Raw genomic sequence first — 16,306 nt, forward strand, 5'->3', positions numbered from 1 at the left:
CGCAAGTCCTGCCTGAATTTGTTTTCGGTTTTTACTGCGAAGTCTTCGGTGCGATCTGATAAAATATCGGCTTTTCATATCGCATTTTGCGGAATGTTTCCTGCGTACACACTCAAACGGAGCCGCCGTATATGGCCCACGAAGATCTGCACCTCAACCTTCGTAACCTCACCATTGATGACTATCCCCAGCTTCAGCGGCTGATGGACAGGGTTTATGACGATATCGGCGGTTCCTGGCCGGAAGACACGATCAAGTCACTGGTGGAGCAGTTTCCGGATGGCCAGATCTGTATCGAGGAATCCGGAGAGCTGGTCGCAGTCGCACTGACGGTAAGCGTCCAGTATGAGCGTTTCAGCAATCCTCACACCTACGATGACCTGATCCTGCGTAACGAGAAAATCTGGCATAACCCCAAGGGTGACTCACTGTACGGGCTGGATGTGTTCATTCATCCTGATTATCGCGGGTATCGTCTCGGGCGCCGGCTTTATGAAGCTCGCAAAGAACTCTGCCGCTCAATGAATCTGCGCGCCATTCTGGCCGGTGGCAGGATTCCGGGATACCACAAGTATTCAGACCAGTACTCCCCCGAGGAATACATCCAGCGGGTGGACCGTAAGGACATTTACGATCCGATCCTCAGCTTCCAGCTTTCGAACGACTTCCAGGTCACCCGGTTGATGCACAAGTACCTGCCGGAGGATGAGAAGTCCCAGGGCTACGCCACCCTGCTTGAGTGGCGGAACATTCTCTATACGCCACCGTCACCGGTTCTGAGCGTAAAGAAAACCCAGGTGCGATTGGGCGCTGTCCAATGGCAGATGCGTGAATTCACTTCCGTAGACGAGGTGCTGGAACAGGTCGAGTATTTCGTCGACGCCCTGTCTGACTACAAAAGCGATTTCGCACTGTTTCCAGAGTTCTTCAACGCGCCTTTGATGGGCCTGACGGATCAGATGGATCAGACCCGCGCCATCCGTTTCCTGGCCGGGTTTACCGAACAGTTCCGCAACCAGATGTCGGAAATGGCGGTCAGCTATAACATCAACATTATCACCGGCTCCATGCCCCTGCTGGAAAATGATCGCGTCTACAACGTGTCCTACCTCTGTCATCGTGACGGCCGCGTGGATGAGCAGCGCAAGATTCACATCACGCCCCACGAGCGGCGCGACTGGGTGATTGAGGGCGGTGAAAAGTTCCAGGTGTTCGAGACAGACGCCGGTCGCGTTGCCATCATGATCTGCTACGACATCGAATTTCCGGAACTCGGCCGGCTGGCGGCCAGTGACGAAGTTGACATTATCATGGTGCCTTTCTGGACGGACACCAAGAACGGCTATCTCCGGGTCCGCCACTGCGCCCAGGCACGCGCCATTGAGAACGAATGCTACGTGGTCATCACCGGCAGCGTCGGCAATCTGCCCAAGGTCGAAAACCTGGACGTGCAATACGCCCAGTCCTCGGTCTTCTCGCCCTCGGACTTTGCGTTCCCCCACGATGCGGTTATGGCGGAAACAACGCCGAATACCGAGATGATCATGTTCTCGGATATGGACCTGGAAAAGCTGAAGCTGGTGCGTAACGAAGGCTCGGTCACCAACCTGAAAGACCGGCGCACGGACATTTACGCACTTAATACCCTGAAAAAGGATGAAAAAGATTCGGGCAGTTGAAGAACTGTCTGAGCGCATTGTCGTATGACACTGAGCACGTTGCCAAACTGTCTGAGTGTGGCTATTGTTTAACCATACACTTTCAAGGTTATTTCCTCGGGGTGTCGCCGGGACCCCCCCGGGGCACGATAGAGACTAGGTTCAAATGAACGAAGCACTGCCGGATCTTGTTGCACACTTCCACGTCAAGCGCGGCCTGTTCCGACGTGAGCGGGTAGAGGCGGCGCTGTTCGAGCTGGACAATTTCGGCTGTGTGATCAAGACAGACAAGGTATTCAGCCCGGGCGACACCATCATTCTCAGCCTGGTCATGGAAATGCCGTTCGATAACATCAGGGCTGACGGCATTAGCGGCCTCATTACAGAGCGTAGAAAACACTGTAGCAATTTCTTCTATTCAGTTGATTTTGTGCACCTTAATGACGATTCTTCGTCGCCGTTGGCGGATAAGCTACGGCGCATTCGGGAGGTTGTTATCAAGAAGCAGACATTGAAATCCAGACGTTCTCAGGGGCCGTCCTCCAGCATCCGGCAAATGGCCTGAACCCACGAAATTACACACAAAGCGCACCGTAAGGAGACAGTTCTCATGGCCAAGAAAGCCAACAAGCAAAATGTCGATAAAGTCGTCAAGAAAGTGAACAAGGAGTTTGACAGGACGTCCTCACGAATTGAAAAGCTGATTGATGAAGCTCTCAAACAGTTCGACGGCGTCCAGAACCAGATTCAGGAGCCGGTTCGCAAGCTTCTGAAAGAACTCGATGAACTTCGTGACCGTGAAATGAAGCGCTTCAGCGAAGAGTATGAGCGCCGCCTGGGAGAATTCCACGAGTTGCAGAACAGCGTAATGGATCGCCTAGGCATCTCCAGCAAGGAAGCAAAAAAGGCAGGTAAAAAGCCCGCCAAATCAGCTCAGAAAAAGTCCGCTTCCACCAAAACAACGGCGAAGAAAGCCGCCAAGCCCAAATCAGGCGCCACCGCCGATAGTCCGGCTTCTGCCACGAAAGCGACCCCCAAAAAGGCATCGGCAGCTGCGAAGAAATCGGCTGCGCCGAAGCCAAAAGACAAGAGTGACCTGACTCAGATAAAAGGTATCGGACCCGCCACTGCCAAAAAAATGAATGAGGCAGGTATTACCTCGGTGGACCAGATCGCCAATCCATCTGCAGAAGATCAGGAAAAACTGCAGGCCTTTTCCAGCGTGAAGGGCTTTAGCACCTTCAGCGACGAAGCCAAGAAAGTTATTTGATGCAACAATCCGAACAGCCTGTATTACGGGACATCGTCCTGGTTGGCGGCGGGCACAGCCACGTCGGAGTTCTGAAGCGATTCGCCATGAATCCCGTTCCCGGTGTCCGCCTGACCCTCATCTGCAGAGACACCCATACCCCCTACTCCGGCATGCTGCCCGGCTATGTGGCCGGGCACTATTCCTACGATGACGTTCATATCGACCTGAGCAAGCTGGCCGAATTCGCCGGCGCGCGCTTCTACCGGGACGAAGCCATTGGCATCGACCGTTCCCGCAAGCGTGTCACTTGCCGCTCGCGGCCGGATGTGCCTTACGACATCCTCTCGGTGAACATTGGTTCTTCCCCCCGCGTTGGCGACGTGGATGGGGCGAAGGAGCATGCGGTTCCGGTTAAACCGATCAACGGATTTAACAACCGCTGGCTGTCCCTGCTCTCCCGGCTGGAAAATCATGAAGGCCCGATGTCAGTGGCCGTGGTTGGTGCCGGTGCCGGTGGCGTGGAGCTGACCCTGGCCATGCAGTTCCGGCTGCGCAACGAACTTAAAATACGCGGCCACGATCCGGACCAACTGCACTTTCACCTGTTTGATGCGGAAAGCCAGATACTGCCCACCCATAACGAAAAAGTGCGAGCGGTGTTTGCTGACACACTGGCAAGCCGTGGCGTAAAGGTCCATCTGGGGTCTGCCGTTTCCAAGGTTGAAGCTAACCACGTGGCAACAGAGTCCGGGGACACGTACGCCGTTGATGAGGTACTTTGGGTCACCAGGGCTGGTGGACCACAGTGGCTGGAGGAAACCGGCCTGGCGCTGGACCCGGGTGGCTTTATCCGGGTCAGGGATACACTGCAGACGGAAACCGACGACGACATTTTCGCCGTTGGTGACATTGCCAATGTGGTGAATCACCCCCGAGAGAAAGCCGGTGTATTTGCCGTACGTCAGGGCCGCCCTCTGGCGGACAATCTCAAGCGTTACGCCCTGGGCAAAGCGGTCAAAGCCTTCAGCCCGCAGAAAAAGTGGCTGGCGCTGATCAGCACCGGCGACAAATTTGCCGTGGCGTCCCGTGGCGATGTGTCCTTTGCCGGCAAGTGGGTGTGGCGCTGGAAGAACCAGATTGATAGACGCTTCATGGCAAAGTTCAACGACCTTCCTGCCATGAAAGAGAACTCTGCCCTGCCCGACACCGGCGCAGCACAGAATGCCGAGGAAGCGTCCCAGGCGATATCCGCTGTCGCCATGCGCTGTGGCGGATGCGGAGCCAAAGTGGGTAGCACGGTATTGTCCCGGGCTCTTGGCGAATTACGCCCCATTGAGCGGGATGACATCCTGATCGGCCTGCATGCGCCGGACGACGCCGCGGTGCTGACAGTGCCACCGGGCAAGGCGGTAGTGCATACCGTCGACTTCTTCCGTGCATTTATCGACGACCCCTACGTGTTTGGCCAGGTTGCCGCCAACCATGCACTGGGGGACGTGTTCGCCATGGGTGCTGAAGCCCAGAGCGCCACGGCAGTCGCAACCGTACCTTACGGTATCGAATCCAAGGTGGAAGACGTCGTTTACCAGATGATGTCAGGGGCCGTGGAAGTGCTCAACGAAGCTGGTTGTGCGCTGGTGGGCGGCCATACCGGTGAGGGTCGGGAACTGGCACTGGGCTTTGCCGTGAACGGCTTCATCGATCCCGAAGAGGTGATGAGCAAGGGCGGCCTGCGGGCGGGTGATGTGCTTCTGCTGACCAAGCCCATCGGTACTGGCACCCTGTTCGCGGCCCATGCCAAGCTGGAGGCGAAGGGGCGCTGGATTGATGCGGCACTGGCATCGATGGTGCAGTCCAATAAAGCGGCTGCCCAATGCCTGCGGCGCTATGGTTCCAGAGCCTGCACCGATGTAACCGGGTTCGGCTTGCTGGGGCACCTTGTGGAAATGACCCGCCCATCGGGTGTAGACGCGGAGCTTGACCTGGGATCAATTCCCATCCTGCCCGGCGCCGAGGAAACCGCAGCAGCGGGCATTCTCAGCTCCCTGCAGCCGGCCAATATCCGCCTGCGGCGCGGCATCCGCGATCAGGAGAAGTGGGTCAAGCATCCCCGCTACCCGTTGATTTTTGATCCGCAGACTGCGGGTGGCTTATTGGCCAGCGTGCCCGCCGATCAGGCCGAGGCCTGTGTCGAGGAACTCAAGGCGCTGGGCTATCCGCACACAGCCATCATCGGCCGTGTACTGCCCCAGGATGAGAGCGGCCCTATTGAGCCAATCACCCTCAGGGATTAAGCCGGGCACGTCCGGCTATTGCTCTTTCAACGGCTGTCAGTAACGAAGCCTGCTCCGCTTGCGGGGTAAAACCGCCGGCCAATTCCGTTACGCGCTTCACTAATTCCCCCAAAAAACCGGGGGAATTTTCTGCTCGCTGTAACAATCCAGCCAGCTCAGTGTCATCACCCACAGGGAAATACCCCGGATAATCATCGCCCAGCAGTCCGATATTGCCGGAGATATCCGAGGCAATTACCGGAAGGCCAGCACGGCAGGCTTCAGAGACAACATTGGCACCGCCTTCCATCACCGAACTGATCACCATGGCGCGGGAACGGTTCATCAGCTGCTGGATGGCGGGCTTGTCCACCTCCCCGAGCCACTGGAAGCGGCGGTTGGCGTCCTGCTCAGCAAGGGCTTTGTGCTCCCACTCCGGTGTGTGAGCCTTGCCGGCGTTGATCACCCGAATGGCGGAGCTCTCAGGCAGGTGACGGGCTGCCAATGCGGCTCTCAGCGGGTCTTTCTCGTAGCGGAGATGACCGATAACGCAGATATCAAAACCTTCTTTTGGGCCTGGTTCGGCCGTGGGCCTGTCTGCCGACTGGAGAACCGTGGTGAGCTTGGTAGTGAAGCGCTCGGGAATGTCCTGGTTGACCCGGTGATGAAGCCCGATCAGGCAGTCAGCCAGGCTCATGGATTCATGGGTAATGTCAGGAAAGCGGTGTTGATGGTCGTAGATATCGGTGCCGGTGAGCACAACGATCAGCGGCGTGTCCGGATACTTTGCCCGGAAACGCACCACCGCCTGGTGACTTCGCCAGGCGTGAAGGGCAATAAACAGGTCGCAGGGTTCGTTGTTGTATTCAGTCACAATATCCACGTGGTGTCCGGCCTGCTCAAGCAACCGGCTCCAGCGCTCTGCCGTTGCCCGGTTTCCGAGTCTGGAGCCGGGGGGTGCTGGCGTGATCAGGATGATGTTCATGGCTAACGGGCTCCGGAAAAATCTTCATTTTTGATGGATATCGATAACCTGTTTATCCGATTGAATCGTATAGCTGTTCAGAGTTGGGGTAAATCACGTTATCCTGACCTGCTTTCGGCTGCTCGCCAGCCTGATTACTTTTCGCAACACAATCCCAACCTAAGAGGAAATTCAAATGGCTTTGAATTTTATACGGAAATTCGCACTGATCAGCATGATGGCTTTGACAGTTTCCGCAACGGCTTCAGCACAGACCCTCGTGTTCACTGCGATACCGGATGAAGACGAAACCAAATTGGTCGAGCGCTTCAAGGGCATTGCCGATTACCTGTCTGGCGAGCTTGATGTAGAGGTTCGCTATATCCCGGTAAAGTCCTATGCTGCGGCTATTTCAGCGTTCCGAAATAATCAGGTCCAACTGGCCTGGTTTGGCGGACTCTCAGGCGTCCAGGCGCGGGAACTGGTGACGGGCTCGGAAGCCATTGCTCAGGGCGTAGAGGATAAGGCGTTCTACACCCATTTCATTGCCCATAAAAACACTGGCCTTGATGAAATGGAGGAGCTGTCGGACGAGCTCCGCGGCAAAACCTTTACCTTCGGTTCCAAGGGTTCCACGTCCGGACGCCTCATTCCGGAATACTACATCCGCGAAGCCTTTGATGAGAGCCCGGAAGAGGTTTTCAGCCGGGTTGGTTTTAGTGGCAACCATACCCGCACTCTTCGCCTGGTCGAGTCCGGTACCTACGATGTGGGCGCCATCAACTTCTCTGTCTGGGATAAGGAAATGGAGAACGACAACATTGATACAGATGCGGTCAAAGTGATCTGGACAACGCCTTCCTACCCCAACTATCAGTGGACCATTCGTGGCGACGTCAATGAACGCTTCGGCGAAGGCTTTTCACAGCGTGTTCAGGAAGCACTGCTGGCAATGGATGCCCCCGAGCTGCTCGAGAGCTTTCCGCGCAGTGGCTTCATCCCGGTTGCCAATGACGCCTATGAGCCAATCCGGGTTGTCGGCAAGCAGATTGGAATTATCGATTAATGTCAGGATTTGATCTAACCGGACTGACAGCATCGTTTGGCGGGGAGCGGGTCATAGGCCCGCTATCGCTTAGCGTCAGGGAGGGCGACCGCGTCGCCCTCGTTGGCCGCAGCGGTGCCGGCAAGTCAACGCTGATCAACCTGATACACCAGCAGGTTCAGGGCCATTCATCCCTGGTGCCCCAGAATCTGGGCCTGGTGAATGCATTGCAGGTTTTCCATAACGTGTATATGGGGCGGCTGGATGCCAATGCCACCTGGTACAACACACTCACACTGGTACGGCCTTTTGCGAGGGACAGCCGCGAGGTAAAAGCGTTGCTGGAAGAGCTGGCCATGCCGGAAAAAGTCTGGATTCCGGCCGCATCGCTGTCGGGCGGCCAACGGCAGCGGGTTGCCATTGCCCGGGCCCTGTACCGCAAAGCCGACCTGTTACTCGCGGACGAGCCGGTCTCGGCACTGGATGGCCCGACCGCCCACCTGGTCATGAAGCTGCTCAAACAGCGTTTTCGCACCAGTGTCATTGCCCTCCACGATGTGGAGCTGGCCCTGGCCTATTGCACGCGCATTGTCGGTATCCAGGACGGGCAGGTCGCACTGGACGAGCCCAGCGACAAGCTGACCCCGGCAGACATCATGCCGCTCTACTGAACCAGAAACCCTATCTATGTTGTCTTCACCAACCGTGAGAACCAGCCTGATTTTTACCGCCATTGCTCTGGTGGGGCTGGTGTTTGCGGATATTGCCATCACTGCCGCCAACCCCTGGAAAGATCTGGGGCGTTTTTTCCTGGGCGTGGTGACTCCGGATTTCTTCAGTACCCAGGGTCTGGCCACCGCCCTGCTCCGCACCGTTGCCTTTGCATTCGTGGGGGTAGCCCTTGGCAGTGTCTGCGGTTTCCTGCTTGCGCTGGTTTATCGCGCCTATCCGGTGCGCATCTTCTGTGCTTTTGTCCGGGCTATCCATGAGCTTTTCTGGGCACTGATATTCCTTCAGTTTTTCGGGTTTCATCCCCTGACCGGTGTGCTGGCAATCGCCATTCCCTACTCCGGTATTTTTGCCAAGGTCTATTCCGAAATCCTAGAAGAGGCGGACCCGGAGCCGGGACGCCTGTTGCCACCGGGTACCGGCGTAATCTCTGCCTTTTTGTATGCCCGCATTCCGGATTGCTGGGTTCAGATGCGCACCTATACCGCCTATCGCCTGGAGTGCGGCCTTCGCTCCAGCGCCATTCTGGGTTTCGTGGGGCTGCCAACGCTCGGTTTTTACCTGGAATCCGCGTTTTCCCAGGGCCATTACTCCGACGCCGGTGCCATGCTCATCCTGTTCTATGTGCTGATTGCCACTCTGCCGCTGTGGGTTAAACCCAAGCTTTTGCCGGTGTATATTCTGGGTGCGCCTTTTTTCCTGGGTGACGGTATGCCCATTGTCTGGGGCAACGTGGCCCGGTTCTTTACCGAGGATATTGTTCCCTCCCCCCTGAAAAACGAAGAGGGCTGGGCTGGTATGGGCGCCTGGTTTGGCGATCTGTTTATCAATCAGGCCCTGCCCGGTATCTGGAATACGGTGATACTGACCCAGATTGCTCTGGTGGCGACGGGGATCATCGCTTTGCTCGCGTTCCCGCTGATTTCCACACACTTTGGAAGGCCAGTGCGCCGGACCGGTGGCCACGTGTTCCTGGTGATCATGCGTTCAACGCCGGAATACATTCTCGCCTATATCCTCCTGCAGCTATGGGGGCCATCAATGCTGCCTGCGGTGGTTGCGCTGGCGTTGCATAACGGCGGCATCATCGGTCATCTGATTGGCCGTCAGTCCAGCTCTATCATCCTGCGGCCGGATGCTCCAACGGGGGTTAACCGATACACCTACGAGCTGGTGCCCCGTGTGTACCGGTCGTTCCTGGCATTCCTGTTTTACCGGTGGGAAATCATCATGCGGGAAACCGCCATCCTGGGTATTCTGGGCATCTATACCCTCGGCTTCTATGTCGACAGTGCCATCCAGAACATCCAGTTCGACAAGGCCATGGTGCTGATCCTGATCACCGCCTCCCTGAATATCGGCGTTGATATCCTGGGCCGGTTTATCCGCAAGAAGCTCGCGCTGCAGACCATGCCAACCTGCTAGCACGAGTCACCCGCGACCCTCGGCCCTGAACGTCAATTTCACGGGCATCCCGGGCTTGTTGTCGATGCCCGTTTGCAGATCAATCCGCCAGGTCATCGTCGGGTCGGTCGTGCAGAAAGGTGCCGTAAACCGTGCCTGCCACAGGCTCTTCTGGCTGTCCCGAGCCCGGCCTGCACGCGTCATCGGAACCGGGTATTCCCCCAAGTACATGGATTCGCCACGCAACACCGCCAACAGCCTGGGCAGATGCGCATCCGTCTTCAGGGTTAGCCGATACTCGGTGCCTTCAGCCTGAACACCATCTTTTTCCAGATGAGCCTCCCAACGAGTGCCCTGTTGTGTCCATTGGCACGTATCATTGAGCAGATCGCATTTCACAGCATTCGCACCGGAAGCGCTGTTGGGGTCCGACATCAGCCAGCGTGGCCCGAACAGTCCCAGGGCGACCACGCCTGCGACAACAACGACAGCAATAATGGCTTTCAACACATCCACTCCTCCAGGGTGATCAGGCATTATGGGGATCATTGCTGCCGAGGCAAAGCTTTCTAAATCAGCGCCGGTCGTGAGAAAATACCGCGCTTTGATTCACCACCAACAGGATAAGCCCGTGCAACCGGATATCTCCGTAAAGCACCTCAACAAAGTCTATGCTGATGGTTTCAGGGCCCTCAAAGACATCAATCTCGACATTGAACGCGGCGAAATCTTTGCCCTTCTTGGCCCGAACGGTGCCGGCAAGACCACACTGATCAGCATCATCTGCGGCATCGCAAATATATCCAGCGGGGAAGTAAAGGCCGCCGGATATGACATCGTCAAGGATTACCGCAAGGCCCGGGAAAGCATCGGCCTGGTGCCCCAGGAACTCCACACCGACTCCTTTGAAACCGTATGGGGTGCAGTCTCTTTCAGTCGCGGCCTTTTTGGCAAGCCGCCGGCGCCTGAGCATATCGAAAAAGTACTGAAAGATCTGTCCCTGTGGGACAAGCGAAACAGCCGCATCATGTCCCTGTCCGGGGGGATGAAGCGGCGCCTGATGATTGCCAAGGCTCTGTCCCATGAACCTCAGATCCTGTTTCTGGATGAGCCCACCGCAGGCGTGGATGTTGAGCTGCGGCGCGACATGTGGGAAATGGTCCGCAAGCTGCGGGAAAACGGCGTCACCATCATTCTAACCACCCACTATATCGAGGAAGCCGAGGAAATGGCGGACCGTATCGGGGTTATCCGCCAGGGTGAAATCATTCTAGTGGAGGACAAGGCGCAGTTAATGAGCAAGCTCGGCAAAAAGGAACTTCGCCTGCACCTGCAGCAGCCCCTGGAGACAATTCCGGGACAGCTTGCGCTGGAGCCGGTGGAGCTGTCGAAAGACGGCTATGAGCTGATCTACACCTTTGACTCACAACAGGAGCAGGCCGGCGTAGCCCGGCTCCTTCGAACCCTGGGCGATCTCGATATCGAGTACCGGGACATTCAGACCAGGGAAAGCTCCCTGGAAGAGATCTTTGTAGGCCTGGTCAATGAATAATGCGGGAGTGATGCAATGAACCTGTACGGTGTCCGTGCAATCTACAATTTTGAAATGGCCCGAATGCGACGCACTCTGATGCAGAGCGTGGCATCGCCGGTCATCTCCACTTCCCTGTATTTCGTGGTGTTCGGTTCTGCCATCGGCAGCCGCATGGGCGACATCAACAACATCAGTTACGGTGCCTTTATCATTCCTGGCCTGGTGATGCTGTCACTGCTGATGCAGAGTATCTCCAACGCCTCTTTTGGCATCTACATGCCGAAATTTTCCGGAACCATCTATGAAGTGCTGTCCGCCCCGGTTTCGTATGTGGAGGTGGTGCTTGGCTACGTGGGTGCCGCCGCCACCAAGTCGGTGATACTCGGCGTTATCATCTTGTTAACCGCCAGGCTGTTTGTGGATTATGACGTACTGCATCCCTTCTGGATGTTCGCGTTCCTGGTGCTGACCGCCATTACCTTCAGTCTGTTTGGCTTCATTATCGGTATCTGGGCGGACGGCTTTGAAAAACTGCAAATTATCCCGCTGATGATTGTTACCCCGCTGGTTTTCCTGGGCGGCACTTTCTACTCCATCGACATGCTGCCGGAAGTCTGGCAGACCGTCAGCCTGTTCAATCCGGTGGTCTATCTGATCAGCGGCTTCCGCTGGGCATTTTATGGCGTGTCAGACGTTCACGTGGGAATCAGCGTGGGCATGACGCTGCTGTTTCTTACCGCCTGTATGGTGGGCGTATGGTGGATCTTCAAAACCGGTTACCGGTTGCGTTCCTGATGACCAGGCAGGCACCGGGGAACGGCCTGAGGGGCATGGCCCTGATGATGGCTCTGCTGTTTTCCGGTTGCCTGGCTGCGCTGCCGGACAAGGGCTCACTGCCCGTGGAGCAGGCATGCCTGATGGCCGGGGAGCGGGCGGTTCCGATTACGGTTGAAATCGCCAGAAGCTCCGACGAACGCAGCCGCGGGTTGATGGAACGAGAAAGCCTGGCAGCGGACGCCGGGATGCTGTTTGTATACGGCGACCAGCGTCGGGCGCATCATGGTTTCTGGATGTACCGGACACTGATCCCGCTGGATATTGCCTATATGGACAGCAACGGCGTCATTGGTTCCATACGCCAGATGGAGCCCTGCCCGGCAGATCAGGGCAGAGACTGCCCCAACTACCCGGCCGGGGTGCCGTTTTACCTGGCCCTGGAAATGAACCAGGGCTTCTTTGAACGCCGGGACATCGGAGTGGGAGACCGGCTTTCACTGGACGCATCGGACTGTCGCTAGCGCCTACTTGTCTTTCCAGTCTGGCTCACGCTTTTCGAGAAAGGCACAGATTCCTTCCTGGGCATCAGCAGCCTGCATGTTATTGGCCATCACTTCCGAAGTGTAGTCGTAAGCCTCAGCCAGACCCATTTCCAGTTGCTTGTAGAACGCCTCTTTTCCGATCCTGAGGGTAAAGCCGGATTTCCCCGCAATGGTTTTGGCCAGGCGGTAGACGGCTTCATCGAGCGCCTGTTCATCCACCACCTGATTGACCAGCCCGAGCCGTTCGGCCTTGATCGCGTCCACCATTTCCCCCGTCAGCAGCATTTCCATGGCGTGCTTGCGGGACACATTGCGCGACAGGGCCACCATGGGGGTGGAACAGAACAGGCCAATGTTGACACCGGGAGTGGCAAACCGTGCGGTATCGGCTGCAACTGCCAGGTCACAACTGGCCACCAGCTGGCAGCCTGCAGCGGTCGCCACGCCTGCAACGCGGGCGATCACCGGTTTCGGCAGGTTCACAATCTGCTGCATGACCTTGCTGCACAGGTTAAACAGCTTTAACTGGAACTCGTGGCTGTCGAATTGTTCACGCACCTCACGCAGATCATGCCCGGCGCAGAACACCTTGCCGGCCGCAGCAAGTACCACCACACGGGTCTCCGGGTCGTCGGATACAGACTCAAGCTCCGTTGACAGGGCCTCCAGCATGGCAACGGAGAGACTGTTTCTGCGTTCCGGCTGGTTCAGTGTGAGTGTGGTGATTCCGTTGTCCGTTACTTTTTTTACCAGTGCTTCGCTTTGCTCGCTCATCGTATCCCCCTGCTCCACTTTTACGGCAGACAACCCAACAAATACTGCAGTATCAGCCAGCATATCAGAAGTGTCGAAGCGACATTGGTCGGAGTATTGCGCTTTCCTGATGTATCCTATGCTTATGAACGATATAAAGAAGCAACGTCGCAAACTGGAAAAACAACTCACCGAAGCCTCGTCCTATCAGCAATGGCTCGATATCGCCAAGCAGCTGGACGAGCTGGAAGGCACCCTGAGCTGGCGGGAGGAAAGTGGCTGCGAGCTCCTTCACGAGAAGCTGATTCGCGAGCACATCGACGCCATGGTGCACTGCCGTAACAAGGGTGACACCCGTGGCCTGACCCGCGTGCTGCAGGAGAGCCTGTACCGGCACCTGGGTGAGATTGCCAACCCGGACCTCTACGCCGTCGCCTGGACGGGCACCAAGTACCTGGTCACCGAATTTCTTGATGAAGTAGAACGCTCCATGGACTTCATCTGCGACCACAAGATGCCGGGCGTAACTGACCAACAGAAACTGCGCCTGTTCCGGGATGCCGAGAGGGTATACGGCCGCCCGGCATTGATGCTCAGCGGTGGCGCGGCATTCGGCGTTTACCACATCGGCGTTACCCGCGCACTCTGGCAACAGGGCCTGCTGCCTGACGTCATTGCCGGCTCCAGCATGGGCGCCATTGTCGCCGGGGCCATCTGCACCCGTAACAACCCGGAGCTTGAACGCTTTTTCAACGAGCCGGGCGAAATCCACCTGGACGCATTTCGCTGGCTGGAACCCGATCGTATCTGGCGCAAGCGCCATGCCATGGACCAGTCCCAACTGCTTCATCACATCCACACCAACATCGGCAGCACCAGCTTCCGTGAGGCCGCGGAGCACAGCGGGCGCACCCTCAATATTTCCGTATCCCCTACCCGGACCCGCCAGAAACCAAGACTGCTCAACAGCCTTGCCTCACCGGAAGTGCTGGTTGATTCTGCCATCCTGGCTTCCTGTGCGGTCCCCGGCATCTACCCGCCAGTGACACTCCAGGCCCGGGACAACGACAGGGGCAAAAACGGCAAGAAACCCTACATGCCAACGGAACGCTGGATTGATGGCAGCGTCCACGGCGACCTGCCGCTGATGCGCATGGCACGGCTCCATAACGTGAACCGCACCATCGTCAGCCAGGCCAATCCCCATGTTTTACCGTTTATCAGCCATCATCATGATCGCGGGGCAGGCGCCTCCGCCAAACAGGCGGCGGCTTCAATACTGCACGCCCAGGTAGCGACCGCGCTGGAGCTGACCCGTGACCGATGGTCATCAGGCATACTGCGGCCACTGCTGGAGCAGGCGCACGCCATGGCAACGCAGACCTATCTCGGGGATATCAACGTGCAGTTCCCGTTCCGGCCATTGCTGTACCGCAAGGTGCTGGCCAACCCGAGCCGCAAGGACCTGGAAATGTTTATCCGGCTTGGCGAGCAGGCGACCTGGCCACGGTTACCCATGATCCGGGACCAGACCCGTATCAGCCGCACCTTCAGCAACTGCATTGCGCGGCTCGAGAAAGCCTGCGCTGCGAACGACAAAGCCCCGGAGTAGCCGCTTGCAGACCACACGGATAAAAGGCCTGACCATTGCCGCCCTGGGCGTGCTGTTTATCGTGCCGGACGCGCTGCTGGTCAAGATTACCTCGGTGGAACCGGTGGTCTTCCTGTTCTGGCGCGGCTTGCTGCTGGCCATCAGCTTCCTGGTGATCAGCTGGGGAAGGTATCGTTCCCGCCTGACAACCGAAATCAGGCGCTGCGGCTGGAAAGGGCTGTTCTGCGCCGGGGCTTTCGCGGTAAGCACCCTCGGCTTCGTCGTGGGCATGAAAAACACCGCGGCGGGCAACGTGCTGGTTATCCTCAACACCGCCCCGGTGATTGCCGCGCTGATTGCGTGGCTGGTCTGGAAGGAAACCCTGCCCTGGAGAACCTGGGTTGTTATCCTGGTATGCGTGACCGGCGCAACCTTCATGGCAATCGGAGAGTGGGGAAAAGGCGATCCACTGGGGCTGATGATGGCCGGCATCGCAGCCACTGCCCTTGCCGCCAACCTAAACGTGGCCCGCTCGCGGCCCGACTGCGACATGAGTGTGATGCTGATGTTCGGCGCCCTGGCACTGGCCATCGTGGCGGCCTTCATGGGCGGAGCCGCATTGCTCTCGGCAAGGGATGGCTTTTTCATTGGCCTGCTGTGCCTGGTCTTTTTGCCCACCGCCTGCATTCTCATCCAGATTGGCCCCCGCTACATACCGGCGGCAGAAGTCAGCCTCATGCTGTTGCTGGAAACCGTGCTGGGGTCGTTTCTGGTGTGGCTGTTTCTGGGCGAGGTGCCGCCAGACCTCAGCCTGATTGGCGGCGTGATTGTTTTCTCCGCCCTGGCTACCCACGGCTGGATAGAAGTAAAACGCTACCGCAGGGCCCGAGTGGCCGTTGATTAACTGAAACCCGGCGCGCGAAGATGCGCGCTGACCGCACACAAGGAACTGCAACCATGGCCACCGTACCAACACTGACCGATGCCCTGCTGACCCTGGAAAACCGGGTAGCCACCCTTACCCTGAACCGTCATGACCTGCGCAATGCCTTAACGGGCTCCCACCTCATCGAAGACATTGTCACCACCGCACAATGGGTAAACCGGTGTGATGACGTGTCGGTACTGGTGATCACCGGCGCCGGTTCCGCCTTCAGCGCCGGCGGCAATATCCGTGACATGGCCAACCGCAGTGGCGATTTCGCCGGCGATGTGGCCGAGTGCGCGGACCGTTACCGCAAGGGTATCCAGCAAATCCCCCTGACCCTTCAGGACGTTGAGGTGCCCATCATCGCCGCGGTAAACGGCCCCGCCATCGGCGCAGGCTTCGACCTGGCGAATATGGCCGATATCCGCATTGCCTCGGAAAACGCAAAGTTCGGGGAAACCTTCCTCAACCTCGGCATCATTCCCGGTGACGGCGGCGCCTGGTTCATGCAGCGCCTGATCGGCTACCAGCGCGCGTTCGAGCTGACCCTTACCGGGCGCATCATTGACGCCGGTGAAGCCCGGGAGCTGGGTATTGTGCTGGACGTGGTGCCCGCTGGGGAACTGCTGAATGCCGCCAATGCCATGGCCAGCCGTATTGCCAGTCAGCCACCGAAAGCAACACGACTGACCAAACGTCTGATGACAATGGCACCGCGTATGGAGCTGAAGGATTTTCTGGACGTGTGTGCAAATTTCCAGGGCATGTGCCACAACGAGCCCGAGCATCTGGAGGCGGTTAACCGGATGCTGGAGACGATGGCGAGGAAGTGATGGCCAGACATAAGGTCATCGGT

At 57.5% G+C, this 16,306-nt stretch carries 16 protein-coding genes; 13 read left to right on the forward strand and 3 right to left on the reverse strand.

The genetic code is table 11. The features are described from left to right. Nucleotides 1-131: 131 nt before the first annotated feature. From DIT71_RS08450 to selD, 4 genes are all read left to right on the forward strand, one after another. Nucleotides 132-1,679 carry a bifunctional GNAT family N-acetyltransferase/carbon-nitrogen hydrolase family protein gene (locus DIT71_RS08450; protein WP_114612750.1) on the forward strand — a complete coding sequence of 516 codons (1,548 nt, stop codon included), beginning with the start codon at nt 132-134 and terminating at the stop codon, nt 1,677-1,679. A gap of 145 nt (nt 1,680-1,824) precedes the next feature. Next, nucleotides 1,825-2,223: a hypothetical protein gene (locus DIT71_RS08455; RefSeq protein ID WP_114612751.1), complete on the forward strand. Its 399-nt coding sequence runs from the start codon at nt 1,825-1,827 to the stop codon at nt 2,221-2,223. A 45-nt stretch (nt 2,224-2,268) separates the two neighbouring features. Then, a complete protein-coding gene (locus DIT71_RS08460; protein WP_114612752.1) occupies nt 2,269-2,928 on the forward strand; it encodes a helix-hairpin-helix domain-containing protein in 660 nt (219 codons plus the stop codon). Then, on the forward strand, nt 2,928-5,204 hold the full coding sequence (gene selD / locus DIT71_RS08465) for a selenide, water dikinase SelD (protein ID WP_114612753.1): 2,277 nt from the start codon (nt 2,928-2,930) through the stop codon (nt 5,202-5,204). Before DIT71_RS08460 ends, selD begins: the two co-directional genes overlap by 1 nt. Here the strand turns inward: selD and senB are convergent. Continuing rightward, entirely contained in the window at nt 5,194-6,168 is a 975-nt protein-coding gene (senB, locus tag DIT71_RS08470) for a selenoneine biosynthesis selenosugar synthase SenB (RefSeq protein ID WP_114612754.1), read from the reverse strand. The genes selD and senB overlap by 11 nt on opposite strands. Nucleotides 6,169-6,343: 175 nt before the next feature. On the opposite strand from senB, the gene DIT71_RS08475 reads away from it, so the two are divergent. From DIT71_RS08475 to DIT71_RS08485, 3 genes are read left to right on the forward strand one after another with little or no spacing between them, the layout of a single operon-like run. Beyond that, nucleotides 6,344-7,213 (forward strand): putative selenate ABC transporter substrate-binding protein, encoded by an 870-nt coding sequence (locus DIT71_RS08475; protein ID WP_114612755.1) that lies wholly within the window; start codon nt 6,344-6,346, stop codon nt 7,211-7,213. After that, entirely contained in the window at nt 7,213-7,863 is a 651-nt protein-coding gene (locus tag DIT71_RS08480; protein ID WP_114612756.1) for an ATP-binding cassette domain-containing protein, read from the forward strand. The genes DIT71_RS08475 and DIT71_RS08480 overlap by 1 nt, the downstream gene beginning before the upstream one ends. 16 nt (nt 7,864-7,879) lie before the next feature. Then, nucleotides 7,880-9,346 carry a PhnE/PtxC family ABC transporter permease gene (locus DIT71_RS08485; RefSeq protein ID WP_114612757.1) on the forward strand — a complete coding sequence of 489 codons (1,467 nt, stop codon included), beginning with the start codon at nt 7,880-7,882 and terminating at the stop codon, nt 9,344-9,346. A gap of 6 nt (nt 9,347-9,352) precedes the next feature. Here the strand turns inward: DIT71_RS08485 and DIT71_RS08490 are convergent, their stop codons facing one another. Next, nucleotides 9,353-9,835, reverse strand: a complete 483-nt coding sequence (locus tag DIT71_RS08490; RefSeq protein ID WP_227538008.1) for a hypothetical protein — start codon at nt 9,833-9,835, stop codon at nt 9,353-9,355. A gap of 121 nt (nt 9,836-9,956) precedes the next feature. Here DIT71_RS08490 and DIT71_RS08495 point away from each other — a divergent pair, with 121 nt between their 5' ends. The 3 genes from DIT71_RS08495 to DIT71_RS08505 are packed head-to-tail and all read left to right on the forward strand — an operon-like array spanning nt 9,957 to nt 12,157. Further along, complete coding sequence (locus DIT71_RS08495; RefSeq protein WP_114612922.1) at nt 9,957-10,877, forward strand: ABC transporter ATP-binding protein; 921 nt, start codon at nt 9,957-9,959, stop codon at nt 10,875-10,877. 15 nt (nt 10,878-10,892) lie between these two features. Further along, nucleotides 10,893-11,654, forward strand: coding sequence for an ABC transporter permease (locus tag DIT71_RS08500; protein WP_114612759.1), 762 nt, complete (start codon nt 10,893-10,895; stop codon nt 11,652-11,654). After that, nucleotides 11,615-12,157 carry a DUF192 domain-containing protein gene (locus DIT71_RS08505; protein ID WP_227538009.1) on the forward strand — a complete coding sequence of 181 codons (543 nt, stop codon included), beginning with the start codon at nt 11,615-11,617 and terminating at the stop codon, nt 12,155-12,157. Before DIT71_RS08500 ends, DIT71_RS08505 begins: the two co-directional genes overlap by 40 nt. A 3-nt stretch (nt 12,158-12,160) precedes the next feature. Here DIT71_RS08505 and DIT71_RS08510 read toward each other — a convergent pair whose 3' ends face one another. Next, nucleotides 12,161-12,952, reverse strand: coding sequence for an enoyl-CoA hydratase (locus DIT71_RS08510; RefSeq protein ID WP_114612760.1), 792 nt, complete (start codon nt 12,950-12,952; stop codon nt 12,161-12,163). A gap of 124 nt (nt 12,953-13,076) precedes the next feature. Between DIT71_RS08510 and DIT71_RS08515 the strand changes: the two genes are divergently transcribed. The 3 genes from DIT71_RS08515 to DIT71_RS08525 are packed head-to-tail and all read left to right on the forward strand — an operon-like array spanning nt 13,077 to nt 16,283. Further along, nucleotides 13,077-14,543, forward strand: a complete 1,467-nt coding sequence (locus tag DIT71_RS08515; protein ID WP_114612924.1) for a patatin-like phospholipase family protein — start codon at nt 13,077-13,079, stop codon at nt 14,541-14,543. 4 nt (nt 14,544-14,547) lie between these two features. Then, nucleotides 14,548-15,426, forward strand: coding sequence for a DMT family transporter (locus tag DIT71_RS08520; RefSeq protein ID WP_114612761.1), 879 nt, complete (start codon nt 14,548-14,550; stop codon nt 15,424-15,426). A gap of 53 nt (nt 15,427-15,479) precedes the next feature. After that, nucleotides 15,480-16,283, forward strand: coding sequence for an enoyl-CoA hydratase-related protein (locus DIT71_RS08525; protein ID WP_114612762.1), 804 nt, complete (start codon nt 15,480-15,482; stop codon nt 16,281-16,283). Nucleotides 16,284-16,306: the final 23 nt, after the last annotated feature.

The organism is Marinobacter vulgaris, from assembly GCF_003344045.1.
Classification (GTDB): Bacteria; Pseudomonadota; Gammaproteobacteria; order Pseudomonadales; family Oleiphilaceae; genus Marinobacter; species Marinobacter vulgaris.